Genomic DNA, 25,144 nt, shown 5'->3' with positions numbered 1-25,144 from the left:
TAATAAGGTACGTCTTGCACCGCTCCCTTGACGATCCAGTGTGGTTAAATGTCCATTTTCACCATATCCCATCTTTAGCTGCGCGTTATTTACCTTTTGAAATAGATTAAGGTCACTCTCCGCTTCCTCTTCTGCCCGAGGATCAAATTTAACAACGTATCCGGGGAATACTTCACTAAGTAGCTCTGAGACCTGCAGCTCAATTTTTTCGATATGCGCAATGGATTCACTGATTACTTGCTGTCTTAATGTTGCGATCGTACGGAGCAAATGTTTGTATTGAGATTCCCCAGCCTCTTCTTGAACATCCTTTACTCTCTCTTTAATGACATTGCTCAGCAGTTTGACGATGACATCCGCTTGTACTTTAGGATCTGAAAATGCATCGATTCGATGCGGCTTTGGTCGATTATAATTTGCGACATTAGGTGCACCCCATGGAACCGCATCTTCTGCCCATACTTTTTTTTCAACATCGAAGCCCTGACGCTTGGGTGCACCTGGAGTAGCCCATGTCCATCTCTCCTTGACCAACTTTTCTTGGGTAATTGAATCCGTATGTATCCATCTCGCTCCAGGAGCATGATTCTGAACAACTGTGTGAAGCTCGATCATGGGAAGAGAATCTTGATGTACCACACCACCTGGAAAGTCATCTTCCTGCAGATTAGCTTCGTTCGAGCCCTCGGACATTGCTACTTCATAGGCCCTTAGAATGGAGCTCTTTCCGACATTGTTTGGACCTACTAATACGACAATCTTATCCAGTTCAATTGTGACTGGATGATTGCCTATTCCGCGAAAATTCTGGATGATCAATTGCTTCAATCGAGGACGCTCTTGATTCAATGGTTCTATCGTACGCTGCTGCTCGTTCATTTCTATTCCTCCCATACATTCGTTCTTCACCTCTCAACAGTAAACTACCTAATTTTGGATTTCAATCTTTTTTAGATCGGTCTTCCATACCCTTCAATGCTCATTTCAGCTACGAATGGCGACATGCAAAAAGGACTATTTCCCTCTTAGGAAACAATCCCTTCATTACCGGCGTTCGAGAATAACTCCGCTATAGTCTTGACATGGTCCTTCAGGTTAACGCGCAATCAATAGGTGAACTTCAAATTCAATAACGCAGTTACCGGCAGGTTGGTGTATTTGAGAAGCAAGATGGTAATGGCGGAGAATTTATTGATGTAATGATTATGGAGAAACTGCTTTAAATTGAATAAATATATAACAAACGTGGGAGCTCTAAGCTCCCCACGTTTGTTAAATTACACCCTTGCTATTTCACAATAATCACCGGACATTGAACCAACTTCATAACCTTATGACTGACGCTACCCATTATCATTTCCTGAAGCGTATTCAGCCCCCGACTTCCCATGATAGCAAATTCAATGTTTTCTTGTTCAGTGTAATCAACGATAGTCAATGCCGGATCACCGTGAAGAATTTTCAAATGATAGATTATTCCATTTTGCTTTAGCAGCTCTTCAACCGCCACTAATTTTCTCCGTCTCTGTATGTCTAACTCTTCCACACGATAGGAATGCAGTACTTCATCTTTAGATTTAGAATAATCCGCGACATTGAGAACATCCACTTGGCAGCCTGGTGACAAACTCGCCAACTTTATTGCTTCTTGGGTAGCTCGTAGAGAGTTTTCTGATCCGTCCACAGCTAAGGCAACCCGCTTGTACATGAAATCCACCCCAATATAGAATTAATGTGTACTTAACTTTGCATTCACATCGTTATAAACAGCCAACTTGTCCACCGTCTTTTTACTTGCCGAGTTCAACCCCGTAATAGTGACTACATTATTGTTCTCACGATATTTAATTACTACTTTATCAATAGCGCCAACCGCAGAATCATCCCATATGTGTGAGTTTTCAAAATTGATAATGAGGTTTGTATTTTCGATGGAAAAATCAAACGATTCAACGAACCTTTCAACAGAAGCAAAAAACAACTGACCTTCTACATCAAACAACGTTTTATGATCAAGCTCACGTCTATAAATTCTAATTGTCGAGATCTTAGCTACAAACAAAATAGCGCTCAGTATAACCCCGGCAATAACTCCAATTGATAAGTCATGTGTAGCAACAACAAGGATTACGGTTACCAGCATAACAGCAGCATCACTTTTAGGGGCTTTACGTAAATAGGAGAATGACGACCAATCAAATGTTCCAATGGACACCATAATCATAATGCCTACCAGAACAGCCATCGGGATTTTCACAACCAAATCTCCCAGTAGGAGAATCAGAAGCATTAGAAACAATCCTGAAATTAAAGTTGACAATCGGCCTCTCCCACCAGACTTCACGTTGATTACGGTCTGGCCAATCATCGCACAGCCGGCCATCCCGCCAAAAAATCCAGTAATGATATTCGCGATGCCCTGTCCTCTGGCTTCTTTATTTTTGTTACTGTCACTCGATGTCATATCATCCAAAATGGAAGCCGTTAGCAAAGACTCCAATAGTCCTACTATAGCTAAAGCTACAGAATACGGAAAAATAATTTGTAACGTCTCTAAATTGAAGGGTACATTTGGAATGAAGAACATTGGTAAGGACTGTGTGATGTTGCCAAGATCCCCGACAGTTCCTAAATTAATTCCAGATACGATAGCAGCTGCGGTTAATAGAACAATTGCAATCAATGGAGCCGGAATAGCTTTAAAGAACTTGGGCAATACGTAAACTATGAGCAAGGTAATGCCTACAAAAACATAAGTCATGGTAGAAATCCCAACGAAATGTGGAATTTGAGCCATAAAGATCAAAATAGCCAGAGCATTAACAAAGCCGATCATCACTGCACGCGGAATAAATTTCATCAATTTAGCTACTTTCAACAGTCCGAATATACACTGAATGACACCAGTCAATACCGTTGCAGCTAATAAGTAGTTTACGCCATGCTCTTTGACGAGTGGTACGATTAGCAAAGCCATTGCTCCTGTTGCAGCAGAAATCATACCCGGACGGCCACCAACAATAGCAGTGACAACGGCAATACAAAAGGAAGCATACAAACCGACCATAGGATCTACACCTGCAATAATGGAAAAAGCAATCGCCTCGGGAATCAAGGCCAAGGCGACCACTAAGCCTGCGAGCAAATCTCCCCGGACATTTGAAAACCAATCTTTTCTTAACTTGCCTAACACTTCAGCACTCACCTCATTGGTATATTTTTATGACCTTTAACTCTCATAAAGGTCAGTCCGCACTCAATCCATAAAATCAGTTTACCATCTTTATTCCCAAAAAGGAACCAAAATGGTTCTTCAATTTTAAATTTTATTAATTTGCGGTCTAAGAAGCGAGGTGAATAAAAGCAGTTTTACTTTCTGAACAATTAACTCTCTTGTATTTCCTTCTCGTTCCTTTTCTTGGGTTTAGGGCTAATTATGGCGAAAACACAGCCCAGTATCGGGAATAAGATCATGATCCAGAGAATCTCTGCATAACCTCCAAAATAATCAAATGCAAATCCAAAGGGTAAAGGTCCGAAAGCTGAGCAAACAACCGTTGAAGTCATGGTAATTCCCTGAATATTAGCAATGCTGGATCTACCATAATAATTGGGCCAAATGGTGTTTAAAGTGATCGACTCAAAGCCCGCGACAATCCCCCGTACCACACCGAAAACAAGCGCACTTGCCGCATCTTGACTGTAAATTAATATGAGCATAGTCAACACTTGACCCACAAAAACAGCAGCAAGAATATAATTCGTTTTAAATCTTTCATTCACAAATCCGGAAATGAAAGATACCGGAAAAGAAGTTAAAGCCATGAGGCTAAGCACAAATGCCGATAAAGTAGCATCAATCCCTTTAGAGCCAAAGATTGAAATCAAATGAAACGTTAACCCTGTATTCACCATTGCAGGTATGCCTACACAAACGAGTAAAAGCCAGAACATTCTTGTCCGCAGAGCCTCATTTAAAGTCCAGCTTTCCTCCAACACTTGAGGTCCGGTAGTACCGGTCAATTGGACCCGGTTGTCTGGCAACAAACCAACAGATTCAGGTGTATTGCGAATGAAGTAAAAGGCTAGCGGGGCAAAGATAAAACTCAATAACCCGCCCCAAAATAACCACGCCTCCCGGATTCCCCACTCTTGAATTATCCAGGTATTAATCAACGGAACAAATGAAGATCCGGCGAAAGTACCAATCGTCATTAAGCTAAAAGCTCTACCTCTGTGTGAGATGAACCATTGCGAGACTAAAGTAACAGGAATAAGTGTCATTGATCCTTGGCCAAAAAGCCGGGTCATAAAAAATCCAAAAAAGAGCATGATCGGAGTAAAAGCCATGCTGTTCCAAAAACAAGCCAAAGCAAGTATAATGGCTACAACGAATGTAACGTTGCGCTGCCCCCAGCGATTCACTGCCCTGCCTACAACAAATAAAAGCATCCCGGCCATAAAGGTAGCTGCGGAATATAAGCTGGATATGAGCGACCTGCTCCAATGATTTTGTTCGATGTATGCATTAATAAAAGTGGAAATGGAGTAAGTCTGGCCGGGTCCAGAGAAAAATAGACCAAGCCCGGCAATCAATACTATGATCCATCCGTAGAAAAATGGCGGTTGAAACGGAATTTTGTTTTTAGATATTGTATTCATACTTATAGTACCTCCATCTGATGTATTTCTGCTTCTGCACAGGTATTCATAAGTTCTTTAAGGAGTGAATGATATGATTAAAACGATACTCGTCGCTTCCGACGGTTCTAAGCATGCCCACCATGCAGCAGAAAAGGCGCTTGAACTGGCTAAACAGTTGGGTAGCGATGTGTCCATCACTTTATTTCATGTTGTTTCTAAAACCATTTCCAGAGGCGAACTAATTCATCACAATCTTAATATCAGAGCGATGCTTGAAGGGGATGCCCACCAAGCCCTCATGCGAACAGAGCTGCTGTTTAAGAAAGAAAACATCCCATTTGATCTTCAAGTCGTCATGGGTGACCCTGCCCAGGAAATCACACGTAAGGCAAATATAGAGAGCTATGATCTTGTCATCATCGGTAGCCGCGGTTTGAATAAAATGAAAGAACTGATTATGGGCAGCGTTAGCCGCGAAGTCGCTCATTCCGTATGGGGACCTGTGCTAATTGTGAAGTAATCCCCGTTTATAGGGTAGGGCATTCTAAATCTTCACCTCTGGAGAATTACCGTTTGTTTCTAAATATCAAGCACACCTAATGAGGGGTGCTTTTTTTCGTTAAGCACCCGTAGATGACCCGCAACCATTCCATTGCCTTTTATGGCTCTTCACTCTCAGAAAAGCCGAGTCCGTTTTTTATCCAATAAGATAAATAATAATAATTCAGGTTCTGTATGAACAAAGAGTAATTCATTGAAGTAAGCGTATTAATTCAACCTTCTCTCTATTTTACTAACCTATTCTCTCCGATGCTTAAGTACAGTTATAATTAAAATAATTTGATATAAATAAGTCCTATCTATTATAATTGAGTATAAATTAGATGCAACAATAAGGAGCGAATCCCACTTGGACGAGCAACATGAAATAATGACGATCGCTCAGGTCGCCAAATATCTGCAGTTAAGCGAAATAACCACATATAAGCTTGTGAATGAGGGTGTTATTCCCGCTTTTAAAATTGGACGGCACTGGAGAGTACAGAAAAGTGACCTTTCTGAATTGATTGAACGACTGAAAAAGGGGGAACGAATCTAACTGCTATTCAGATTGTATTTCACTATTCTGTATTCTCTGTTGACTCATTCTATGAACATCCACTCCAGAGAGATCAGAAAGGACAATACACGTGAATAAACCTTTGCTTGTAGATGCTTCCACAACTCAGAAAAAGAGCCGTCCACGTCCTCAGCCTGTACGCATTTTTGCGCTTGGAGGCCTCGGTGAAATCGGTAAAAACATGTATGGCATTGAATATAAAGATGAAATTGTCCTTATTGATGCCGGCTTAAAATTTCCGGATGCCGATATGAATGGGGTTGACTACATCATCCCTGATATCCGCTACCTGCTTCAAAAAGCAAAGAATATTAAGGCGCTATTCTTGACGCATGGACACGAGGATCATATTGGAGGTATTCCTTATCTCCTTAAACAGCTGTCCGTACCCATTTACGGAGGTCCTTTGACCCTTGGTCTAGTAAAGGCGAAGCTTGAGGAGCACCAGATCCTTCATCAGGCTCAGCTTCACACCATACAGGGTCATGAGATCATATCCTTTCGCCACCTGAAGGTCCATTTTTACCGGACGATACACAGTATCCCTGACGCCTTTGGCATTATCATAGAAACGCCCTACGGCCCTGTTGTGCATACCGGGGATTTCAAATTTGATTCCACCCCTGAGGGAATACCTGCTGATATTCACAAACTGATGATGATTGGCAGGAAAGGAGCTCTAGCCTTACTTGCTGACAGCACAAACAGTGAACGCGAGGGTCAAACCCCTTCAGAGCTGGCGGTAGGTGAGTCCATATTGGAGTCGTTCAGACAATGCAGCGGACGGGTTCTATTTGCCACTTTTGCCTCCAATGTTCACCGGCTACAGCAGGTAGTACGAGCAGCTGTGGAATGCCAGCGGAAGATTATTGTAATTGGACGCAGTATGGAGAAAGTATTCGCCATAGGACAAGAGCTGGGGTATATTCATGTGCCCGAAGGAACCTTGGTGGACAGCAGACGGATTAACACGCTGAAGGATCATCAGGTCCTTATCATCTGTACAGGCAGCCAGGGTGAAGTTAATGCTGCACTCACCCGAATAGCGACCGGTTCTCACCGTTCGATTCAAATTCAGCCGGACGATACCGTCATTTTTTCTTCGTCCCCTATTCCTGGCAACGTACAAAACGTAAACCGCAGTATTAATATGCTGATGCGTTCCGGAGCCAACGTTATTTATGGAACGATTTTTGATATTCATACCTCAGGCCACGGTTCACGAGAAGATTTGAAGCTGATGCTGAACGCCGTCAGGCCAAAATATTTTGTACCCATTCACGGGGAATACCGGATGCTCGTCAATCATAAACGGCTGGCAAAACAAGTTGGTGTTCCGGAAGATCAAATTTATCTGCTGGATATCGGAGAAACCTTGGAAATAACCAGAAACAAGGCAAGAAAAGGCCGGAAGGTTCCTGCCGGTTCTGTATTCGTGAGTCAAAACGAACTACGCTACCACGAAAATGAACTGATACAAGAGCGGAACCAACTCGGAACTAACGGGGTGGTCATCGCCGCATTCACCATCAAGAAGAACACTAAACAAATCGTATTTGGTCCTGATTTAATCAGCCGGGGATTCGTCTACATGAAGGATGCAAAGGCCCTTTTAAAGAAGGCAGAAACCCAGCTGAAATCATCCTTAAACACATTGGGGCAGCAGCATAGATACACTCATGCGGTCTGGTACGATCACACGGTTGAGGTTTTGAATCTATTGTTTGATCAAGAATTAGGCCGTGCTCCCGTCATCCTACCCTCTATCCAGGAACTTTAATTTATCTGAAAAGGAAAGTGTGCAATGAAGCTGATCAAAAAAATGATTCACCAAGATGTACAAAGCATTGAAGGAAACATTTACGAGCGGAGAGCTGCACGAGGGATTATCTTACGGGGTACAGATATCCTCCTTCTGTATACCAAGCGGTATAATGACTACAGCTTCCCCGGAGGCGGCGTAGAGTTAGACGAGGATCTGCTGACTGGACTTCGCAGGGAGCTCGCTGAGGAGACGGGAGCCGCTAAAGTAGAAGTCATTCGTGAGATCGGTTATATTGATGAATACAGACCCCACTACAAACCGGAATTTGATCTCATCCATATGCTGTCTTATTATTATGTCTGTTCCATTGGAGAACAGCTTGGGGAATCTAAGCTTGAGGATTATGAGATCACAAACGGGATGTCTGCCGTATGGATCGATATCCAGGAAGCTATTCATCATAATCGGCAGGTCATTGCCAACCAAGAAGCATCCATGGGTTTCTCTATAGAACGGGAAACGTTGGTGCTTGAACTGATCCTTGAAGACCTTCTCCGTCAATCAGCTTGACGCGCAGAATCAAAAAACCAACCTCAACACAATTTAAGGTTGGTTTTTTGAATTAAGCATTCTCAAGTTTCTCGCTATTTTACAATCATTACAGGACAATGCACTCTTTTTACAACCTTATGGCTGACACTTCCCAGTACCATCTCCTGGAGCGCATTTAATCCCCGGCTTCCGATAATAACCATCTCCACTTTTTCCTTGTTGGCGTAGTCAATGATCGTCGGACCTGGTTCTCCATGCAGGATCTTTAATTTATACGCGATATTTCCTTGCTTCAGTATTTCTTCGACAGGCGCCAGCTTTTGCCGTCTTTTCAGCTCCAGCTCCTCTCTGCCCTGGGTGTGCAGAATTTCACTCTTCGATTTAGAGAAGTCTGCAACGCTAATCACATCAATCTGGCAGCCTGGTGTTAAAGACACCAGCTTCACCGCTTCTTTGGTTGCTCTCAGCGAATTCTCCGACCCATCTACAGCTAATACGATCCGGTTATACATCCTTCATTCACTCCTGAAGTCAAATTAGTGGGCACTTAACTTTGCATTGGCATCATTATAAATAGCCAGTTTATCAACGATCTTTTGGCTTGAGGAATTCAATCCTTTAATTTCAACACGGTTATTGTTCTCTCGATATTTAATGACTACCTTATCGATCGCGCCAACGGCGGAGTCGTCCCAAATATGAGCGTTCGAGAAGTCCACTATAATATCGGTATCCGCTGCTGTAAAATCAAAGGTGTCCACAAAACCGTCTACAGAGGCAAAAAACAGCTGACCTTCGACTTCGAATATGGTTTTCGCTTTTTCCACGCGTTTCCGGACTTCAATATTGGAGATTTTGGAGACAAAGAAGACCGCACTCAAAATCACCCCGGCGATGACACCTTTGGACAAGTCATGGGTAGCCACCACGATAATAACCGTTACGAGCATCACCGCTGCGTCGGTTCTTGGGGCTTTTAACAGATAAGTAAACGAGGACCAGTCAAAAGTACCAATGGATACCATAATCATAATGCCTACCAGGACAGGCATAGGAATTTGCACCACCCAATCGCCCAGTACAAGAATCAAGAACATCAGGAACGTGCCCGCCACCAAAGTTGATAGTCTTCCTCTTCCGCCTGATTTGACGTTAATCACCGATTGCCCGATCATAGCGCATCCAGCCATACCGCCGAAGAAACCGTTGATTACATTCGCGATTCCCTGACCTCTGGCCTCCCGGTTCTTATTGCTGTCCGTTCCTGTCATATCATCCACAATGGAGGCGGTCAACAGAGATTCCAGCAGGCCGACAATAGCTAGTGCAATGGAATACGGGAAGATGATTTTCAGTGTCTCCAAATTAAACGGAACATCAGGAATAAAAAAGGATGGCAGCTCTTGCTTAATAATACCGAGATCCCCCACTGTGTTCAGGTTAACCCCCGTGAAAATGGCTATTACCGTCAATACAAAAATGGCAATCAGCGGAGCAGGAATCGCCTTGAAGAATAAGGGAACAACATATACAATGGCTAACGTGATCCCGACAAAAACATACGTCATCCCGTTAATTCCCCAGAAATGCGGTACCTGGGCCATGAAAATTAGGATTGCCAAAGCGTTGACAAAGCCAATCATGACCGGTCTCGGAATAAACTTCATCAGCCTGGCAATCTTGAGAACTCCGAATACAAGCTGGATCACGCCTGTCAGTATCGTTGCCGCAAGCAGGTACTGAAGCCCATGCTCCTTGACTAGAGGAACCATAAGCAATGCCATGGCTCCTGTAGCTGCCGATATCATACCTGGCCGACCGCCTACAAAAGCAATGATGACCGCAATACAAAAGGACGCATAAAGGCCCACCATAGGATCAACACCGGCAATAATCGAAAATGCGATGGCTTCCGGAATCAGTGCCAATGCCACGACTATCCCTGCCAGAACATCTCCCTTCACATTAAAAAACCAGTTTTGTTTTAGTTTCTCAATCACTCTGTTTTCCACCTCTTGTTTTTTCGGCAATGCCATCTAAGGATGTCAGACCGATTTTCTACAAACAGTTTAACATCACTCTTCCCTAAATGGAACCTTTTCGATACAAAAAAATATGGTATGATAACGGCAGGTTTAAAAAGTAAGGAGAGTACAGAATGCGTATTGGATATATGAGACCTTATCAGGACGATCTGAATGTTGAAGCACAAACTCAAATGTTAACCTCTTTCGCATGTGATACCTTTGTTATTGAAGAACACGCATCAGCGAAGCGAAGAACCCATCTTAACCATATGATGAACAATTTAAATCCTGGAGATACTATCGTAGTTGCTAAATTGTTCGCCCTTGCAGATTCTACCCGTCACCTCGTGGAGCTGCTCGAACTCCTGGACAGACAGGAAGCTTATATATTCTCTATTACAGAAAATATAGACACGGGTAAACCCGAAGGATATTCATTTAGCGATATTGTAAAGCACTTGGTTGAGTTTCAAAGCGATGTAATTAGTGAAAAAACCAAAAGAGGACTCTTCGAAGCGAAGCAGAAAGGGAATGTTCCCGGCCGGCCCCGGAAAGCTGATGAAAACGTGGAGAAAGCGATCCTTATGTATCAGTCCAAAAACTATACGCTAGCTGAGATTAAAGAACAAACTGGAATCAGCAAATCGACCTTGTACCGATATTTAGAAAATTAATTGTATTCGTGATGAACACAGATAAACTCCTGCCAGATGGCAGGAGTCTTTTACGACATCTTCAACTCTATCTTTGACGTTTGGCTATCTTTTGATGAATTTATTTCAGAGTCGACCGTATTACTGAATACAATTTTTATAGGTGGAGCTATCAGGGTTGCAAGGATTATCGTTATAATAAAGGTTGTGAAGTATTCAGGGAGAAGCAATTCAGAATGCATTCCTGTGGCAGCAATGATTAACGCGACTTCACCTTTGGATACCATACCAGAACCTTTGGCAATTGAAGAACGAGCATTGAATCTGGTTGACCTTGCCCCTCCTGCACCTGTCCCGAAAAAGCTGGTAAGAACGGCAAGCAGAACAACAACAAGCACATCATCTACTACGGCTGCTCCCAATATGGTTGTAGCTTCCCTTGAATCCAGCCGGTTTATTTATACCTGCACCGTAATACTTACTGAAGTTACACTTAACAACACTCCAGGAACAACGAATGAGCTGAGGATAATCCGAACACCTCCCCTGCTCCAAATCCGCCAGCTAAAGGTAACATAATACACCCTACCGCAACCGCAAATGCCGGCTTCCAATTCTTCTTTATCTGCTCCAGATCGTTTTCAAGTCCGGCCATAAACATAAGTAGCAAAACGCCAATCTCGGCAAAGAAATGGATAAACTCCCCTTCATCTATCCAGCCTAAGTTGGCAGGCCCTAAAATAATTCCTATAATTAATGCAATCGCGCGTTTATTAAGATTAGACATATATCAATTCGGCAATAGATACATGTTCTTGTCCATTTTCGGCAATGGATATATGTTCTTGTCCTCTTACACCCGTCCAACAATGATGACACAAAGTTACCTACATAAATAACACAAAGTTACCTACATTGTTATATTACAATCAAATGTTTACTCCGGCTCTCTGCTCCATAAATGAGTAAAAAATAGACTCCTACCAGGGAAATGTAACTTCTCTGGTAGGAGTCATTAGCCTTTCGGCATTTATTGCGAACTTCTCGCCTAATGCATAGGTGAATTATGTTACCTTATGCAAAGTCAGTCAAGACAAAATCAAAGCTTACCTCCACAAATTATACTGAACAAGAAGCTTTACTAAATATAATACTCGATGAACTCCTCGCTGTACTTATGCCCTGTTTTTTTCTGAAATAGTGCTATAAAGAGTGCAGCAGCGCTCAATAACCCTATAAGCACAAAAGAGATTCTGAAAGCCGTAATATTTGATGATTTATTAGTAGCTGGCAGTAACCTGAGTGAGATTTGGTATAACATCCCACTTAGTGTAACACCCATCCCCATGCCAATCGTCCGACTCATATTTAATGTTGCACCTGCGACCCCTAGTCGCTCTTTAGGAACACTTCCCATGATATGACTGTTATTGGGTGGTGTAAAGATCCCCATCCCAACTCCAACTAACAAAAGACCTGAAAGAAGAAGCGGAATATCACTCTCTTTCTGGATGAAAGCCAGTAAAATGCATCCTGCAAAAACTGCACTCATTCCCATAATTGCTGGGAAGCGAATCCCAAATCGATCAGATATGTAACCGGAAATAGGTGTGAAAACAGTCATGCCGATCGGAACAAATGACAAGTAGAATCCGGTCATCGTAATGGTCGTGTGAAATTCGCTTTCGATTAAAAACGGACTAAGCAGCAACACACCATACATCGCCGTAAAAGAAAGAAAGCTTGCAACATTACCAGTTAAAAAGATACTATTCTTAAACAAATTCAAATCAAGTAATGGAGAATTAGAACGGCGCTCTTCTCTGATAAACGAAGTTAGTGCAAGTAAACCTGCGAACAAACATAATGTAATAATTGGTGATGTCCATCCTGCGCTCTCTCCCTTGTTCAACACATATACGATCATGACTAGAGCAGAGACAAGAAATAAGACTCCCCAATAATCGAATGGTTCTCGATTCCTGGCTTGTGTGTCTTTCGGAAGTAAAAGTACAGCAAGGATTGTTCCTAGGATACCTATTGGAATATTGACAAAGAACAGCAAGCGCCAATCGCCTATCGAAAGTAAAGCTCCACCAATTACTGGACCCAGGCTAAGTCCAATCCCTTGTGCACTTGCCTGAATGCCAATAGCCTTTCCACGATGCTTAAGTGGGGTAGAAGCGGTAATAATGGAGACACTATTGGCTTGTAACATAGCTGCTCCAATTGCTTGCAACACCCTTGAAAGTAACAGCATAGTTAAACTAGTCGATATTCCACATAATAAGGAACTGAACAAAAAAACACTAAAGCCAGCTGCATACATCCAGCGGCGGCCAAACATATCCGCTAGTCTCCCAAATGGAATAACAAGCGACGCTAGAGTTAGCAAATAAACCAGACTAATCCATTCCGCATCAGACATGCTTATACCAAATTGCCTAACCAGAGTGGGTAGCGCAAGATTGATGATACTTGCATCAAGAGCGGCCATAAAGGCACCTATACATACCGTAAAGACAACCAGCCAATGGTAGCCCTTCCGGTTGGTAAGACTTTCAGAAGGACTATATGTAAATAATTTCATTGAATGCATTTGTTATTATTTCCCCTTTGAGTGTTAATCAAATATGAGAATAGATCTAAGATTAATCATACGATGCTACACATGTTCATTATCAGCTTTCAATACTTTATTGTGAGGTTTTTTTGTAGTATGGGATCTGTATATTTAATAACAACAGATTTCGACATTCTCCGGATTGTTATAAAAGAGACGGAAGCCAAAATTATGATTATGGCTAAAAGCTGAGAAATTCGAATATTCCCACCCTCCATTGCTCCCCACCCGAACGAGGACATAGGGCTCCATATTGTTTTCAATGCAATGGCTAGCCAGTTTGGCCCATGGAAGACTAAACTATCTGTACGAACTCCTTCTATAAAGAAGCGGCCGATTGAATACCAGATTAAATAACCCATGAATACTTCTCCGGCACGCACATAAGGAATTCTTCGAAGTATCAATAATAAAATCAATCCTGCGAAACTCCAAACCGATTCATATAAAAAAGTGGGATGGAAATAAGCATTCCCAATATGCATTTGGTTTACAATCCATTCGGGAAGATGTAGCTTACCCTGCAGAAATTCCTTGGATACAGTCCCCCCATGAGCCTCCTGATTGATAAAGTTCCCCCATCGTCCAATCATTTGACCAACAATCAAACCTGGAGCACAAATATCAACAACGCGCAAAAATCCATATCCTTTCCGACGGGAGTAGAACCAGCCTGCAAGTAAGGCGCCAATCAATGCCCCATAGATTGCAATTCCTCCATGCCATATCTTGATGATCTCAAGTGGATTGTTTTTGTAATCGTCCCATTGAAAAGCCACGAAATAGATACGGGCACCCACCAATGCAGAGGGAAGTCCTATCAATACCAAATCCATGAAAAAATCAGAATGTACTCTAAAACGTTTGCCTTCACGGATGGCAATTAGAAGTCCGAGTAAAGCTCCTATCCCGATAATGATTCCATACCACCGAACGGTCAAGGCTCCAAGCGAAAATGCGATGGGGCTAATGATGATGTACATAAATTTCCTCCCTATTCACTGATGTGATCGATTTCAAATGCAATCTGTTCCTGCAAATAGTGCAGTGTCTCCTTTAATTCAATAATCTGTTCATCGGACAATCCTCTGCTTACCTTCCTGTTCACATGGTCAGGGATTGGCTGAACTTGACGGATAAGCTCTTTTCCTATTTCAGTAAGAAAAATCCGATATGAACGACGGTCCACCGGATTCACCTCTTTGGTTACGACTCCGCGCTCAACCAGACTTTCGATGATTCGGGTAATGGTCGTTTTATCTTTGTCTGCCATGTAGGATAGATCTTTTTGGGCTAGACCATCATGTTCCTGAAGATGTTTCAGTACATTCCATTGCTCAGGTGTGATATTGTACGGTTTTAAACAAAGCGCCATAAGATATTGATAATTTCGATTCACCCGGTAAAAAATAACTGCTAATTTCTCTGATGGATGTTTTGACACCAAGGCCAGCTCCTTACAATAACTATGATTATGCTCTAAGTAACCCAATAAAACGGTTCCCCACCCCTCAATTATAATGTTTTAAAACTGGTTGGCAAGCTTACTATTTTATCGCTTGTTTTTTGTGTTTGTTGTTTTTTAAAAAATCACCTACTCTTGAGTTAAGCGATGAGATTGCTACTCCCACTTTGATCTGCCGTAAATACTGCTAGACTCCCTTTTGTTCCTGCTCTTCTGTTCCCATTTTTATTGGTTTCGTTGAAGCAGGTATTCCACTCGGCGTTACCTTCTCATTTTTGATTACCTCACCAATCGTTAACGAAGCTGCTTTTGCTGTTCTGATCGCTTCTTTCGGCTGGAAGATTGGATTACTTTATGTATTACTTGGTATATTGGTCGGGGTTGTGGGCGGTATTGTGGTTGGAGCACTTCATATGGAGAAACAGGTGGAAGAATACGTATACCAATCAGCAGCAACGAATGAAATTGAAATATATCAGCCAACGCTGAAAGAACGTCTGATCTACTCTTAGGAGGGTGTTACGGATATTATCAGACGGGTATGGATCTACTTGCTTGTCGGGATTGGAGTGGGCGCATTTATTCATGGTTGGGCTCCCTCGGAAATGCTTGCTAAATATGCTGGACCGGGCAATCCGTTTGCGGTCGTCATCGCCGTTATACTTGGAATTCCTTTATATTCAAATGCTCTGGGTACTATCCCGATTGCAGAAGCATTAATTAACAAAGGCGTTGGTATGGGAACTGCACTGGCATTTATGATGGCTGTCACGGCTTTATCTTTGCCTGAAATGATATTGCTGCGTAAAGTCATTAAACCCAAATTAATTGGAGCATTTGTTCTTGTTATGTCTTCAATTTTATCATATAAACCCAGGGAGGAATTAGAATGGAAATCAAGATCTTAGGAAGCGGATGTTCAAATTGTAAGAAGTTAGAGGAACGTGCCCGTGACGCTGTTAAGCAACTGAAAAAGGAAGCCACATTTGTGAAAGTACAGGATTACAAAGAAATTGTATCCTATGGTGTTATGAAAACCCCCGCTTTAGTGATTGATAATCAAGTGAAGGTCATGGGTAGATTACCGTCTGTGGAAGAACTGAAAAAGCTTTTGGCTATAAAAGCATAAACTATCACATTATTCGATAACCTTCCCGTAATTGAGATTGCTTTTTGTAATGTACGCATAAAAAAATCCAACTCCAGTATAATTTAGGGTTGGATTTATTAGTTTCCTGTAGAGCATTCAACCCCCAGGCTTCCGAGGATAATCATTGTAATATTGTATAGTATTTATATCTCAATATCATGATGTTTTAATGTAAGATTAAACCAATAAGGAAGTGAACTCTGTGGAAGAACACTATATTAGAAAAGCGGAATGGCTTAAAATTATCGCGCATCCTGTTCGCCTTTGTATTATTCAAGGGTTGATCGAGAAAAATAGCTGTAATGTGACCGAAATACAAAACTGCTTGGAGCTTCCTCAATCCACCCTGTCCATGCACTTACAGAAGCTGCGTGGTGCCGGTATCATTGAAGGGTCCAGAAAAGGACTAGAAGTTATCTACCAAATCAAGGATCCGCAGGCTGCGGAGCTGATTAAAGTTTTATTTCCGCAAATACAGTTCATGGGAGTGGTTGAATAAAAATTACTCATCACCACTAACCTCTTATTTCCTTTAAGTTAATTTATGTTGGAGACTGCCCGAGCCGCCAGCATGCAGTAGCAGTACGAGAACCCAGAGCAATACAAGCGAACGATGGACTGAACTCCACTTGTTACGAAATGATAAAGAAACCGTACCCGACGATCATTAGCAAAATGACGAAACCCGCGAGACCGGTGTAAATACTGTTATCCTCCTGTTTGGTAATCGAAAAAAGATGCCGTGAGCTACAATAACTATTAGGGTCATCCATCCAAGCAGTATGTGCACTGCATACAATTACCGCCAATTTTCGAGCAGCTTACATGTGGGCAAGCAGCCGTTCAGCACATCCAAATAAAACAATCCTAGTACCGACTGGTACTGGACAGTAGTTAATATGAAATCCACTCCATTCAATCAGAGCTTTATAACAAAATAGAAATTATATTACTGACTTTTATCTACACATGAGATAAGGCGCTTCTCGATATCGGACGCGATAGACATTAACTTGTCATTTTCTATTAGCCCGATAAGACTTGTTGGTTTCGGCAACCCGATCTTGGTAGTACCGTTTTCTTCATACACCACAAGCTTGCATGGAAGAAAATAACCAACTAGAGCATTTTCGGACAACACGCGCTTCGCTTCAACCGGATTACAAACCTCCAGGATATGATAGGTCATCTCAAGTTCGACCCCTTTTTCCTGAAGTTTCTCCTTCATATCCATTTGCCAAAGAACGCCGAACTTCTCTGCTTTCAGGTTTTCTGTAAGCGCTAAGATTGCTTGTTCAGGTGTTTTGGTGGTTTCAACAGTATAATGGAACATGATACTTCATCCTCCTGTTGTCATTTTTATACGATCAGAACATAGTGAGGTCCTAAACGGATGAATCCCTTATCAGCGTTTCAGTTTACCGCTCCAGGCGCTCAAGCCACCTTGCAGATGAACAAGGCCTGTATAGCCGTTTTTCAGTAGAATTCTTGCCGCATTCTTGCTTCTTATCCCACTACGGCAGTATAGAAAAACATCTTTTTCCTTAGGGATTTCCCCTAAGCGACCCGACAGTTGGGATAATGGGATGTTCTTCGCCCCGCTGATATATCCAGTCTTATACTCTCCCGGCTCCCGTACATCTATGAGCATCCGTTTCTCAGTGCTCTCCAGCACATTTTGGAAATCGTTAGTGCCCAGTGCCTTTAATCCTTTGGCCGGTCTTACACGGGAATAGACAAACCAGAGCAACAATATAATCACTGCTATATTAATGATTGAACCTGTGTTCACAATGCCTTCCTCCTTTTGAGGGTGTTTTTTGAAAGCATGCTTGTGTAGACAAAACATCACCTTGTATTGCATATAGACTACGGAATCCATGCTTACGGAGGATTCTTGCTGCTTTGTTGTTTTGGTACCAATTGTTGGACAGAATTAGTACATTATCATCAGGAAATAGATCTTGTTGCCATACATAAAGAAGACGCCCTAAAGATATATTTATCGACCCGGAAATATGTCCTTCCAAATAATCCGAAGCATCCCTGACATCGAGCATTTTCAAATTTAAACTTTCCTTAGCTTGGACCCAGTGGTGAACATTTATATAGGAAAGTGAACGAACGGGCCACAACTGGCGCAATAACCATAAGATCACTGCTCCAGTCAAAAAGTACAAAAGTGTTATCATGTTGTCCTGTCCTTTCAATAGCGCTGCAGCTGCTGATTATGCCTCCAGTTACTGCAGTACTGTCCTGTAAGGCTTTATTCACAAACCAATACATCCGTCCAGGCATTAAGCCCACCGGTCATATTCACGACATTATATCCTTTTTCATTTAGCAGTTCGCAAGCCAGACCGCTCCGGCTTCCGCTTCGACAGATGACAATGGTTTCTTGTGCAGGATCCAGCTCCTGTTGCCGTTCCAAAAGCTGTCCAAGCGGAATATGCTTGGCAGCGGCGATGTGTCCCTCTGCCCATTCTCCTAGTTCGCGAACATCCAGCATAATAAGGGACTCCCCTTTCTTGAGCTGCGCTGCTACCTTCTGGGGTGTGATTTCTTTTGAAATTTTGAATGCCATGTTAATCTCTCCTTTATTCTTTTTATTATTAATGTTAAAGCTATCCGTTAATGACTTTTGACTAAAAGCGCGATGGCTTCCTTGACCATTTTCTCGGTATTTTGGTTACCCTCAGCTTGTTTAGCTAAAATACATTGATGCAGATTCTCCGCGACGATTTGGGCAATAGCTTTATCGGATGCATTGCGTACGGCAGACAATTGAGCGACAACTTCTTTGCACGACTTTCCTTCTTCCATCATTCGCAGCACACCCCGAACCTGGCCCTCGATTCTGCGTAAACGTGATTTCATTTCATTCAGATAATTGTAATCCATTATTAAGATCACCCTTCTAATTTGATACTTATACCCCTATAGGTATTATAACGCGAAAAATCATTAAAACAACACTCTTTAAGGAAATTCACTGAATACTATAAAATGGAAGACCATACCTTTACTGCCGTGAGGGCAATTAAGACAACTAATCCGTACCGCAGCACATTAACGTTAATATTGGAGCTTATCCTGGATCCAAGTGGTGCACCCAGCAGACTCCCGATTACTGTATAGATTGTAGGTTCCAGAGGAATACCCCCAGCCGAGATTTTACCGATTAACCCACCGATTGCTGATATAAAGACGATAGCAAGCGAGGAGGCTATGGTTGTACGAGTGAGTATTTTGAGAACAGTAAGCATAATAGGAATAAGAATAAATGCGCCGCCTGCTCCTACGATTCCTGAAACGATCCCTACTAATATAGCCGCGCCTATTGCAATGACTTTATTGAATGTTAGATGATCCGACTGTTCTTCGAGACTGACTTCATATAACCCACCGTCTTTTCATTAGGATTTGCTTTTAATTTATGGAAAAAAAGATCGGTTATGACGGAAAATGCAATGGACTGCATAAGAAAAGGCCAATCAGTCTTAAACTGATTAGCCTCTCGTTGATATTGTTTAGTGCCCTGCATATTTCGTAATAGCTGCCGTAAACCGTTCTAGCGGTTGTACCCCGACGAAGGTTTCAACTTCGGTTCCGTTATGAAACAGCTTTAAGGTCGGGATCCCCTGGATTCTATACTTCGTTGCTCCAACCGGATTCTCATCCACGTTCAGCTTCGCAATAATGGCTTGATCTCCAACCTTTTCGGCTAAATTCTCCAATATGGGTGCAATCATTCGGCACGGTCCACACCAAGGTGCCCAAAAATCAACTAGAACCAGATTGTTATTCTGAATAACCTGTTCCATTGTACCGTCAGTCACTTTCATTGTTGCCATGCGGTTCTCCTCCTTTATTTTAAACATATACCCCTATAGGTATATATTATGATCACCGGAGCTCTTTGTCAATTGCCAATTTTAACTTCATAGTGTGCGGATAAACTGAAGATTTACTTTCTGGATTCCGAAGTGTACTAAAGTGTATAACACCGCTAGTTGCATTTTCTCGACTGCCATCGATGAACCAGAGCTGTGCACTTGAATTTTTATAGTTGCCTTGTGATCTGCGAAGTCAATTTCCAGTAACTCTGATTTTGGAGGAAAAGGATTCTCTAGTCCCTCCTTCTTTGCGGCCAGCAATTGACGTATCGCTGTAATTCTTGGTGCAACCACTGCCGTCTTATTGGTATATGTCATTTCGACCGGAACAGGTTTGTTTCCTTTAAACAGATAAACCGTATATCTTTCCTGCCTTACTAGCGCGTTCGGTATATTATGTGTTGCAGTTAACTCTCCCTAATCAATACGTTGAATGAAATCGATGATTTTTTGCGTCTCTTTAAAGCCTTCCACCCGATAACACTCCCTCTCCTGTTCATCCAAGAAAACAAGAGTCGGATTATGAGTGACACCATATTGATTCGTGATTTCTTCCTGGACATCAGCATACACCAGCTTATATTCCATCCTCTCCATCTGGTTTACGACCTCTTGAACCACCGTCTTCATAGATCTCCCCATTGGGCAAGCCGTCACAGTGTACAGGAGTAAATTACGATCAGACTGTCTCATCCTGATTTCACTTCCTTCTAAAAAGCATCAACCGTCTTTTGCATGATCTCGTAATTGATAGCTCCACGGAATACTTCACGAATAACGCCTTGTTCATCGAGGACATAGGTGGTGGGATAGGCTATCACCATATAGTCTGTCATAAGAGTCCCTTCTTCATCCATAACGATGGGGAAGGTTAATCCAAACTCTTCGATAAACGGTTTAACGTCTTTGGGGCTATCTTCGGTGGCTGTCAAATTAACTCCTAAAATGACGGTGTCTTTCTGGTAGTCTTCATAAAACTGTTGCATATGCGGCATCTCTGCACGGCACGGCGGACACCATGTAGCCCAGAAGTTAATCAGGACCTTTTTCCCGCGGTAATCTGCCAATTGAATCGGATTCCCGTTTAAGTCGTTTAATGTAAAATTCGGTGCCCGTTGTCCTTTTTCAATTCCAATAGGTTGATTTTCGTTCGAAGCCGACGTTTGCTCCTTTTTTGATTCTTTCGTAGTCCCGGTTACGTAGTCATAAACCCCATAACCAACAAGTCCAATTAGAACAAGGAGTGCCAACCAGTTTTTCTTCATCCACTTATCCCCTCTTTATAGTGTAATATCGAATAGTGTGTATTTGGCGAGCCATGCGCTGATCTTCTGAAGTTGACCCGTAAATAGCAGCAAGCCAAGCCCCAGGAATATTAAGCCGTTGATTTTGGAAAGCACAGGAACATACTTATTCATTTTCTTCATAATGCCGGTTGAATAAGTCAGCACCCATGAGATAATAAGGAACGGGATGCCAAGTCCTAAAGAATAAATAGCCAGCATCCATATCCCTATTCCGAGCGTTTCCGACGAACCGGCCATCAGAAGTATGGAAGACAAAGCGAGTCCAACGCAGGGGGTCCAGCCGGAACCAAAGGCTAGTCCCGTTAGGAAGGATCGCACCATGCCGCCATTCGATCGAATCTTTCCTGTATCCCAGGACTTATTCGACATAAACCAACGAAGCTGCAGCCATCCGATCATCTGCATCCCGAACAAGATGATTAGAAGCCCGCTCACCTTTTGTATCAGTTCCCTCTGTTCCGCAAAAATCCGACCAACCATACTCGCCGACGCTCCCATCGCGATAAAGACAACACTGAAACCGATGATGAAACTGATGGAGCGAACCAACAAAAGCTTTCGGTTAACCTCCATTTTGTTATTCTGAATAGATGACCCGGTGATATGGGAGATATAAGCTGGAATGAGTGGAAACACGCAGGGCGAGAGAAAGGATAAGGCTCCTGCTGCGAGAGCGATAAACATCGTCAACAGATCCACTTAGAGGTCCCTCCTTTTCAATAACGATAAAATAAGATATAGCCCTCCTGCAGCGGCAATCCCTGCGATTTGGAGGAAGTCGAAGGACAGGAATACGGATACTCTGTTGGAATTCAGGAATCCAATCGCTACTAAACCGATACACAGCCATAACCCTCTCTCTACTAATCCCGTCCAAAGAATCTGTCCTTCAGCTAATAGGAAGGAGAGCACGATCAAGATGGACAAGGCAGAAGTGGCCAGGAGTGTCAGTTTTTGCTCCGGTACAAACCATGACAATCCAAGATCGTAAACCGTTAACCCGCCCAACAGATAAATCGTAGCTGCTTCTGCAACCATAAGAAAAGACATTTTCCTCTTGATCAGGTGATAAAAAAGATATCCTATAACGGATAAAGACGCAGCCCACCGTCCCTTGACTCCACCGTCAAAATAAACTAACGATAAAGGTTGCTGGATCACCGACGCTGGCTCCCATAATAGGAGACTTCCTTTCCAAACCAACAACCAGATCAGGAACGCTTGAAAAGAAATGGCCCCCAGTTCATATTTCCATTTCATTTTTCGCTCATAACTCCGCAGAGCAGCCCATCCTGCCATACCAAAAGCGAAAAACAGCAATATTTGCCCATTCAATACGAATGATCCAACCTGAATCGTATACAAAGTGTCCCCTCCTCGCTTTAACGGTCATATTATCGATCCTATGTTAAGAAATGATAAAGAAAAAAATAGAACGAAAGGACTTAAGGTCCCTTTCGTTCTCTCTTATACACCCTATAAAATTTCTTGATGATCAGCTGGTGTGAATTTCGACATGGAATAGCTGCGATAACCGCCTGTCACGTTCTTCACTTGGAAGCCCTTTTGGTTCAGGATTCGTGAAGCGATGTATCCTCTCATCCCAACGGCGCAGTAAGCAAAGATCTCTTTATTTGGATCAAGTTCGTTGCTTCTTGCCCGCAATTCATCGACCGGGATATGCAGTGCTCCTTCAATATGTCCTTGATCATATTCTGCCTTTGTTCTTACATCCAGCAGGATTTGGTCTTCCGGATTGATGTTCTCTACCTCATTTAACGTCGCCACCTCAGTCCGTCCAGCTAATACATTTTGTGCCAGGTATCCTGCCATATTAACCGGATCCTTCGCAGAAGAGAACGGAGGCGCATACGTCAGTTCTAACTCGGCAAGATCGTTCACAGTTCCCTTCAATCGAAGGACGGTAGCGATCACATCAATCCGTTTATCTACACCTTCCTCCCCGAATGCTTGCGCGCCAAGGATAGTGCCTTTATCATTAAATAGCAGTTTCAGGGCAATTGGCTTCGCTCCAGGATAATACGTGGCATGGGAACTTGGATGAACATAGACCGTTCGATAAGGTGTATTCAATTTTGTGAGCATCCGCTCGTTACTTCCCGTACTTGCACCGGTCAAACCGAAGATCTTGATAATAGCGGTGCCTTGAGACCCCTTGTAAACTGATGGCAGTCCGCAAATGTGATCGGCTGCTATTCGTCCCTGTTTGTTTGCCGGTCCTGCTAAAGGGACTGCCGCTTGTTGTCCGGATACAAAGTCCGAGATTTCAACCGCATCCCCTACAGCGTATACGCCGTCGCAGTTGGTTTGCATCGATTCGTTTACCAGGATATGGCCTCTAGCTCCAAATTTAATGCCTGAATCCTTCAAGAAACCGGTATCTGGAGCAACACCAATGGCTAGAATCACCAAGTTTGCACAGACTTTTCTTCCACTCTGCAAGGTAACGGAAATTTTCCCGTCCTTCTCTTCGAAAGATTGAACCCCGTCTCCAAGCAGCAATCGCACTCCGTTGTCCTCAAGCTCCTTCTCAGCGAACGTCACCATGTCAGAATCGAATGGCGCCAAGATATGCGGTGCTGCTTCAACTAAAGTCACTTCCAGACCCCGGTGTCTAAGATTTTCGGCCATTTCGACACCGATATAACCACCACCGATGACAATCGCACTTTGGATCCCTTCCCGATCGACATGAGCTTTAATTCGATCCGTATCCGGAATAGTTCTAAGCGTATATATCAAGTTGCTTTCAATCCCTGGAATCGGCGGCTTGAGCGGTTTTGCACCGGGAGACAGGATTAAATAATCATAGCTCTCTTTGTAAATGCCCTTTTCTTTGCTGTAAACAGTAACCGTCTTTTCATTCGTATCGATTCCGGTGACCTCACTATGAATGCGAACATCGAGATTAAACCGGGCTTTCATGCTCTCGGGAGTTTGTACCATCAGCTTCGAGCGATCTTGTATCGTTTCACCCACATAATACGGAAGGCCGCAATTGGCGAAAGAAATGTGTGCATCCCGCTCAAACATGATGATTTCCGCATTTTCGTCCAATCGTCTAAGTCGAGCAGCGGCCGACGCTCCGCCTGCTACTCCGCCAACAATGAGCACTTTCTTTTTCATTAGGGTCCACCTTTCTAATTAATCATAAGCCATACCCAGTATGGTATACGTGATGTCAATCACATGTCAAACAATTATACATAATTTTCCATGTTCTAGAGCATCTTAAATAAAAACGTTCTAGAAAGGAAATTGAACATGACCCAACTCACCATTATTCAGCAAAACGACACTTAGTCTCATGCAGAGTATTTCTGGAAAGCTGGAATGCCTGAATATCGTCAAACTGTCGGGTTCGCTCGTATTGCCCATGCTGTAAAGAAAATAAGAAAGAACAACCCGAATGTATTGTTCGTGGACGGAGGTGATTTTATGCATGGAACGGGTCTCGCTGTACTTTCACAAGGCAGCGTTATCATTCCCCTTCTAAATGCATGGCCGTACCTGGAAACTGGGAATTTGCTTATAGGTATGAATTAATCACGAAACTCCAAGAACGGTTCACATTTCCGATTACTTCTCTTAATCTGAAAGATACAAGAAATCATCAGTATGTATTCAATCCTTACATCATCAAAGAGATTGATTCCTTGCGCCTTGGTATTATCGGCTCAATCTATCCCTACGTACAGGAAACCATGCCGTCTTCCTTCTCCCAAAACCGTTCGTTCTCTTTAGGAACAGAGGAATTGTCGACAGTGATTCAGAAACTGAAAGATGAAGAGCGAGCAGATCTTATTGTCGTCGTCAGTCATATGGGTTTACCTCTGGATGTGAAGCTGGCATCTCAAATTCACGGTATCGATATTCTACTTAGCGGTCATAGTCATGATCGAATTAGCCGTCTGATCATCC

At 42.8% G+C, this 25,144-nt stretch carries 29 protein-coding genes and 3 pseudogenes; 9 read left to right on the top strand and 23 right to left on the bottom strand.

The annotated features are described in order from the left end of the window. From AQR02_RS11870 to AQR02_RS11855, 4 genes are all read right to left on the bottom strand, one after another. The coding region (locus AQR02_RS11870; protein WP_159067749.1) for an AAA family ATPase at window positions 1–879 on the bottom strand (879 nt) is incomplete at its 3' end. 409 nt (window positions 880–1,288) lie between these two features. Further along, window positions 1,289–1,708: a universal stress protein gene (locus AQR02_RS11865; protein WP_038696223.1), complete on the bottom strand. Its 420-nt coding sequence runs from the start codon at window positions 1,706–1,708 to the stop codon at window positions 1,289–1,291. A 21-nt stretch (window positions 1,709–1,729) separates the two neighbouring features. Further along, on the bottom strand, window positions 1,730–3,193 hold the full coding sequence (locus AQR02_RS11860; RefSeq protein ID WP_082451814.1) for a SulP family inorganic anion transporter: 1,464 nt from the start codon (window positions 3,191–3,193) through the stop codon (window positions 1,730–1,732). Between the two features lie 191 nt (window positions 3,194–3,384). Then, entirely contained in the window at window positions 3,385–4,662 is a 1,278-nt protein-coding gene (locus AQR02_RS11855) for an MFS transporter (protein ID WP_038696221.1), read from the bottom strand. Window positions 4,663–4,735: 73 nt separating this feature from the next. On the opposite strand from AQR02_RS11855, the gene AQR02_RS11850 reads away from it, so the two are divergent. The 4 genes from AQR02_RS11850 (at window position 4,736) to AQR02_RS11835 (ending at window position 8,099) form a co-directional block, all read left to right on the top strand. Next, window positions 4,736–5,164, top strand: coding sequence for a universal stress protein (locus AQR02_RS11850; RefSeq protein ID WP_038696219.1), 429 nt, complete (start codon window positions 4,736–4,738; stop codon window positions 5,162–5,164). A gap of 390 nt (window positions 5,165–5,554) precedes the next feature. After that, a complete protein-coding gene (locus tag AQR02_RS11845) occupies window positions 5,555–5,743 on the top strand; it encodes a helix-turn-helix domain-containing protein (RefSeq protein WP_038696217.1) in 189 nt (62 codons plus the stop codon). Window positions 5,744–5,834: 91 nt separating this feature from the next. Beyond that, entirely contained in the window at window positions 5,835–7,544 is a 1,710-nt protein-coding gene (locus tag AQR02_RS11840) for a ribonuclease J (RefSeq protein ID WP_038696215.1), read from the top strand. A 24-nt stretch (window positions 7,545–7,568) separates the two neighbouring features. Further along, complete coding sequence (locus AQR02_RS11835; RefSeq protein WP_038696213.1) at window positions 7,569–8,099, top strand: NUDIX hydrolase; 531 nt, start codon at window positions 7,569–7,571, stop codon at window positions 8,097–8,099. A 74-nt stretch (window positions 8,100–8,173) separates the two neighbouring features. On the opposite strand, the gene AQR02_RS11830 is transcribed toward AQR02_RS11835, so the two are convergent. Continuing rightward, entirely contained in the window at window positions 8,174–8,593 is a 420-nt protein-coding gene (locus AQR02_RS11830) for a universal stress protein (protein ID WP_038696211.1), read from the bottom strand. A 24-nt stretch (window positions 8,594–8,617) separates the two neighbouring features. Then, entirely contained in the window at window positions 8,618–10,081 is a 1,464-nt protein-coding gene (locus tag AQR02_RS11825; protein ID WP_082451813.1) for a SulP family inorganic anion transporter, read from the bottom strand. A 158-nt stretch (window positions 10,082–10,239) separates the two neighbouring features. Here AQR02_RS11825 and AQR02_RS11820 point away from each other — a divergent pair, with 158 nt between their 5' ends. Then, the gene (locus AQR02_RS11820; protein WP_038696207.1) at window positions 10,240–10,782 is read left to right on the top strand and encodes a recombinase family protein; all 543 of its coding nucleotides are present in this window, start codon (window positions 10,240–10,242) and stop codon (window positions 10,780–10,782) included. Window positions 10,783–11,108: 326 nt separating this feature from the next. Here AQR02_RS11820 and AQR02_RS35540 read toward each other — a convergent pair. From AQR02_RS35540 to AQR02_RS11795, 4 genes and pseudogenes are all read right to left on the bottom strand, one after another. Then, a pseudogene (locus tag AQR02_RS35540) lies at window positions 11,109–11,518 on the bottom strand (cation:proton antiporter domain-containing protein); the annotation flags it as partial. A 384-nt stretch (window positions 11,519–11,902) separates the two neighbouring features. Next, a complete protein-coding gene (locus tag AQR02_RS11805) occupies window positions 11,903–13,360 on the bottom strand; it encodes an MFS transporter (RefSeq protein WP_052098486.1) in 1,458 nt (485 codons plus the stop codon). An 89-nt stretch (window positions 13,361–13,449) separates the two neighbouring features. Further along, window positions 13,450–14,367, bottom strand: a complete 918-nt coding sequence (gene lgt / locus AQR02_RS11800) for a prolipoprotein diacylglyceryl transferase (RefSeq protein ID WP_179944899.1) — start codon at window positions 14,365–14,367, stop codon at window positions 13,450–13,452. Window positions 14,368–14,378: 11 nt separating this feature from the next. Further along, the gene (locus AQR02_RS11795; protein ID WP_052098485.1) at window positions 14,379–14,828 is read right to left on the bottom strand and encodes a MarR family winged helix-turn-helix transcriptional regulator; all 450 of its coding nucleotides are present in this window, start codon (window positions 14,826–14,828) and stop codon (window positions 14,379–14,381) included. A 224-nt stretch (window positions 14,829–15,052) separates the two neighbouring features. Between AQR02_RS11795 and AQR02_RS34100 the strand changes: the two are divergent. The 3 genes and pseudogenes from AQR02_RS34100 to AQR02_RS11780 all read left to right on the top strand — a co-directional run. Further along, window positions 15,053–15,757, top strand: a pseudogene (locus AQR02_RS34100) (permease); the annotation flags it as partial. Then, window positions 15,739–15,978: a thioredoxin family protein gene (locus AQR02_RS11785; protein ID WP_038696201.1), complete on the top strand. Its 240-nt coding sequence runs from the start codon at window positions 15,739–15,741 to the stop codon at window positions 15,976–15,978. The pseudogene AQR02_RS34100 and the gene AQR02_RS11785, both read left to right, overlap by 19 nt. 223 nt (window positions 15,979–16,201) lie before the next feature. Further along, window positions 16,202–16,498 carry an ArsR/SmtB family transcription factor gene (locus AQR02_RS11780; protein ID WP_108722000.1) on the top strand — a complete coding sequence of 99 codons (297 nt, stop codon included), beginning with the start codon at window positions 16,202–16,204 and terminating at the stop codon, window positions 16,496–16,498. A gap of 450 nt (window positions 16,499–16,948) precedes the next feature. Here AQR02_RS11780 and AQR02_RS11775 read toward each other — a convergent pair whose 3' ends face one another. From AQR02_RS11775 to AQR02_RS11720, 13 genes and pseudogenes are all read right to left on the bottom strand, one after another. Beyond that, window positions 16,949–17,332, bottom strand: a complete 384-nt coding sequence (locus AQR02_RS11775; protein ID WP_038696197.1) for a DUF302 domain-containing protein — start codon at window positions 17,330–17,332, stop codon at window positions 16,949–16,951. A gap of 72 nt (window positions 17,333–17,404) precedes the next feature. Continuing rightward, window positions 17,405–17,791 carry a rhodanese-like domain-containing protein gene (locus AQR02_RS11770; protein WP_038700931.1) on the bottom strand — a complete coding sequence of 129 codons (387 nt, stop codon included), beginning with the start codon at window positions 17,789–17,791 and terminating at the stop codon, window positions 17,405–17,407. Next, on the bottom strand, window positions 17,769–18,191 hold the full coding sequence (locus AQR02_RS35535) for a rhodanese-like domain-containing protein (RefSeq protein WP_148449086.1): 423 nt from the start codon (window positions 18,189–18,191) through the stop codon (window positions 17,769–17,771). Before AQR02_RS35535 ends, AQR02_RS11770 begins: the two co-directional genes overlap by 23 nt. A gap of 74 nt (window positions 18,192–18,265) precedes the next feature. Next, the gene (locus tag AQR02_RS11765) at window positions 18,266–18,583 is read right to left on the bottom strand and encodes a rhodanese-like domain-containing protein (protein ID WP_038696195.1); all 318 of its coding nucleotides are present in this window, start codon (window positions 18,581–18,583) and stop codon (window positions 18,266–18,268) included. A gap of 47 nt (window positions 18,584–18,630) precedes the next feature. Next, window positions 18,631–18,900, bottom strand: coding sequence for a metal-sensitive transcriptional regulator (locus AQR02_RS11760; protein WP_038696191.1), 270 nt, complete (start codon window positions 18,898–18,900; stop codon window positions 18,631–18,633). Between the two features lie 98 nt (window positions 18,901–18,998). Beyond that, a pseudogene (locus AQR02_RS31270) lies at window positions 18,999–19,364 on the bottom strand (sulfite exporter TauE/SafE family protein); the annotation flags it as partial. A 165-nt stretch (window positions 19,365–19,529) separates the two neighbouring features. Next, window positions 19,530–19,853, bottom strand: a complete 324-nt coding sequence (gene trxA, locus AQR02_RS11750; protein WP_038696189.1) for a thioredoxin — start codon at window positions 19,851–19,853, stop codon at window positions 19,530–19,532. 87 nt (window positions 19,854–19,940) lie between these two features. Next, a complete protein-coding gene (locus tag AQR02_RS11745) occupies window positions 19,941–20,213 on the bottom strand; it encodes a GerMN domain-containing protein (RefSeq protein ID WP_038696187.1) in 273 nt (90 codons plus the stop codon). Window positions 20,214–20,312: 99 nt separating this feature from the next. Next, window positions 20,313–20,588 carry a thioredoxin domain-containing protein gene (locus AQR02_RS11740; protein WP_038696185.1) on the bottom strand — a complete coding sequence of 92 codons (276 nt, stop codon included), beginning with the start codon at window positions 20,586–20,588 and terminating at the stop codon, window positions 20,313–20,315. 17 nt (window positions 20,589–20,605) lie between these two features. After that, the gene (locus AQR02_RS11735; RefSeq protein ID WP_038696183.1) at window positions 20,606–21,160 is read right to left on the bottom strand and encodes a TlpA family protein disulfide reductase; all 555 of its coding nucleotides are present in this window, start codon (window positions 21,158–21,160) and stop codon (window positions 20,606–20,608) included. A 15-nt stretch (window positions 21,161–21,175) separates the two neighbouring features. Continuing rightward, window positions 21,176–21,901 (bottom strand): cytochrome c biogenesis CcdA family protein, encoded by a 726-nt coding sequence (locus tag AQR02_RS11730; RefSeq protein WP_082451809.1) that lies wholly within the window; start codon window positions 21,899–21,901, stop codon window positions 21,176–21,178. Beyond that, complete coding sequence (locus AQR02_RS11725) at window positions 21,902–22,567, bottom strand: hypothetical protein (RefSeq protein WP_038696181.1); 666 nt, start codon at window positions 22,565–22,567, stop codon at window positions 21,902–21,904. Between the two features lie 111 nt (window positions 22,568–22,678). Further along, the gene (locus tag AQR02_RS11720; protein ID WP_052098483.1) at window positions 22,679–24,349 is read right to left on the bottom strand and encodes an FAD-dependent oxidoreductase; all 1,671 of its coding nucleotides are present in this window, start codon (window positions 24,347–24,349) and stop codon (window positions 22,679–22,681) included. 374 nt (window positions 24,350–24,723) lie between these two features. Here AQR02_RS11720 and AQR02_RS31265 point away from each other — a divergent pair. Then, window positions 24,724–25,144 (top strand): metallophosphoesterase (locus tag AQR02_RS31265; RefSeq protein WP_187388776.1); only part of this gene is annotated, 421 nt, incomplete at its 3' end.

Source organism: Paenibacillus ihuae, from assembly GCF_001368795.1.
GTDB classification, from domain to species: domain Bacteria; phylum Bacillota; class Bacilli; order Paenibacillales; family Paenibacillaceae; genus Paenibacillus_AQ; species Paenibacillus_AQ ihuae.
Note: the sequence above shows the minus strand (reverse complement) of the source record. Positions and strands in the feature narration are given on the sequence as shown.

Coding starts and splice junctions, on each gene's coding strand:
- AQR02_RS11805 (WP_052098486.1), bottom strand. CDS start 13,360: ATGCATTCAATGAAATTATTTACATATAGTCCTTCTGAAAGTCTTACC.
- AQR02_RS11760 (WP_038696191.1), bottom strand. CDS start 18,900: ATGGATTACAATTATCTGAATGAAATGAAATCACGTTTACGCAGAATC.
- AQR02_RS11830 (WP_038696211.1), bottom strand. CDS start 8,593: ATGTATAACCGGATCGTATTAGCTGTAGATGGGTCGGAGAATTCGCTG.
- AQR02_RS11835 (WP_038696213.1), top strand. CDS start 7,569: ATGAAGCTGATCAAAAAAATGATTCACCAAGATGTACAAAGCATTGAA.
- trxA (WP_038696189.1), bottom strand. CDS start 19,853: ATGGCAACAATGAAAGTGACTGACGGTACAATGGAACAGGTTATTCAG.
- lgt (WP_179944899.1), bottom strand. CDS start 14,367: ATGTACATCATCATTAGCCCCATCGCATTTTCGCTTGGAGCCTTGACC.
- AQR02_RS11720 (WP_052098483.1), bottom strand. CDS start 24,349: ATGAAAAAGAAAGTGCTCATTGTTGGCGGAGTAGCAGGCGGAGCGTCG.
- AQR02_RS11735 (WP_038696183.1), bottom strand. CDS start 21,160: ATGAAGAAAAACTGGTTGGCACTCCTTGTTCTAATTGGACTTGTTGGT.
- AQR02_RS11745 (WP_038696187.1), bottom strand. CDS start 20,213: ATGACATATACCAATAAGACGGCAGTGGTTGCACCAAGAATTACAGCG.
- AQR02_RS11785 (WP_038696201.1), top strand. CDS start 15,739: ATGGAAATCAAGATCTTAGGAAGCGGATGTTCAAATTGTAAGAAGTTA.
- AQR02_RS11855 (WP_038696221.1), bottom strand. CDS start 4,662: ATGAATACAATATCTAAAAACAAAATTCCGTTTCAACCGCCATTTTTC.
- AQR02_RS11765 (WP_038696195.1), bottom strand. CDS start 18,583: ATGGCATTCAAAATTTCAAAAGAAATCACACCCCAGAAGGTAGCAGCG.
- AQR02_RS11775 (WP_038696197.1), bottom strand. CDS start 17,332: ATGTTCCATTATACTGTTGAAACCACCAAAACACCTGAACAAGCAATC.
- AQR02_RS11820 (WP_038696207.1), top strand. CDS start 10,240: ATGCGTATTGGATATATGAGACCTTATCAGGACGATCTGAATGTTGAA.
- AQR02_RS35535 (WP_148449086.1), bottom strand. CDS start 18,191: ATGATAACACTTTTGTACTTTTTGACTGGAGCAGTGATCTTATGGTTA.
- AQR02_RS11740 (WP_038696185.1), bottom strand. CDS start 20,588: ATGAGACAGTCTGATCGTAATTTACTCCTGTACACTGTGACGGCTTGC.
- AQR02_RS11850 (WP_038696219.1), top strand. CDS start 4,736: ATGATTAAAACGATACTCGTCGCTTCCGACGGTTCTAAGCATGCCCAC.
- AQR02_RS11865 (WP_038696223.1), bottom strand. CDS start 1,708: ATGTACAAGCGGGTTGCCTTAGCTGTGGACGGATCAGAAAACTCTCTA.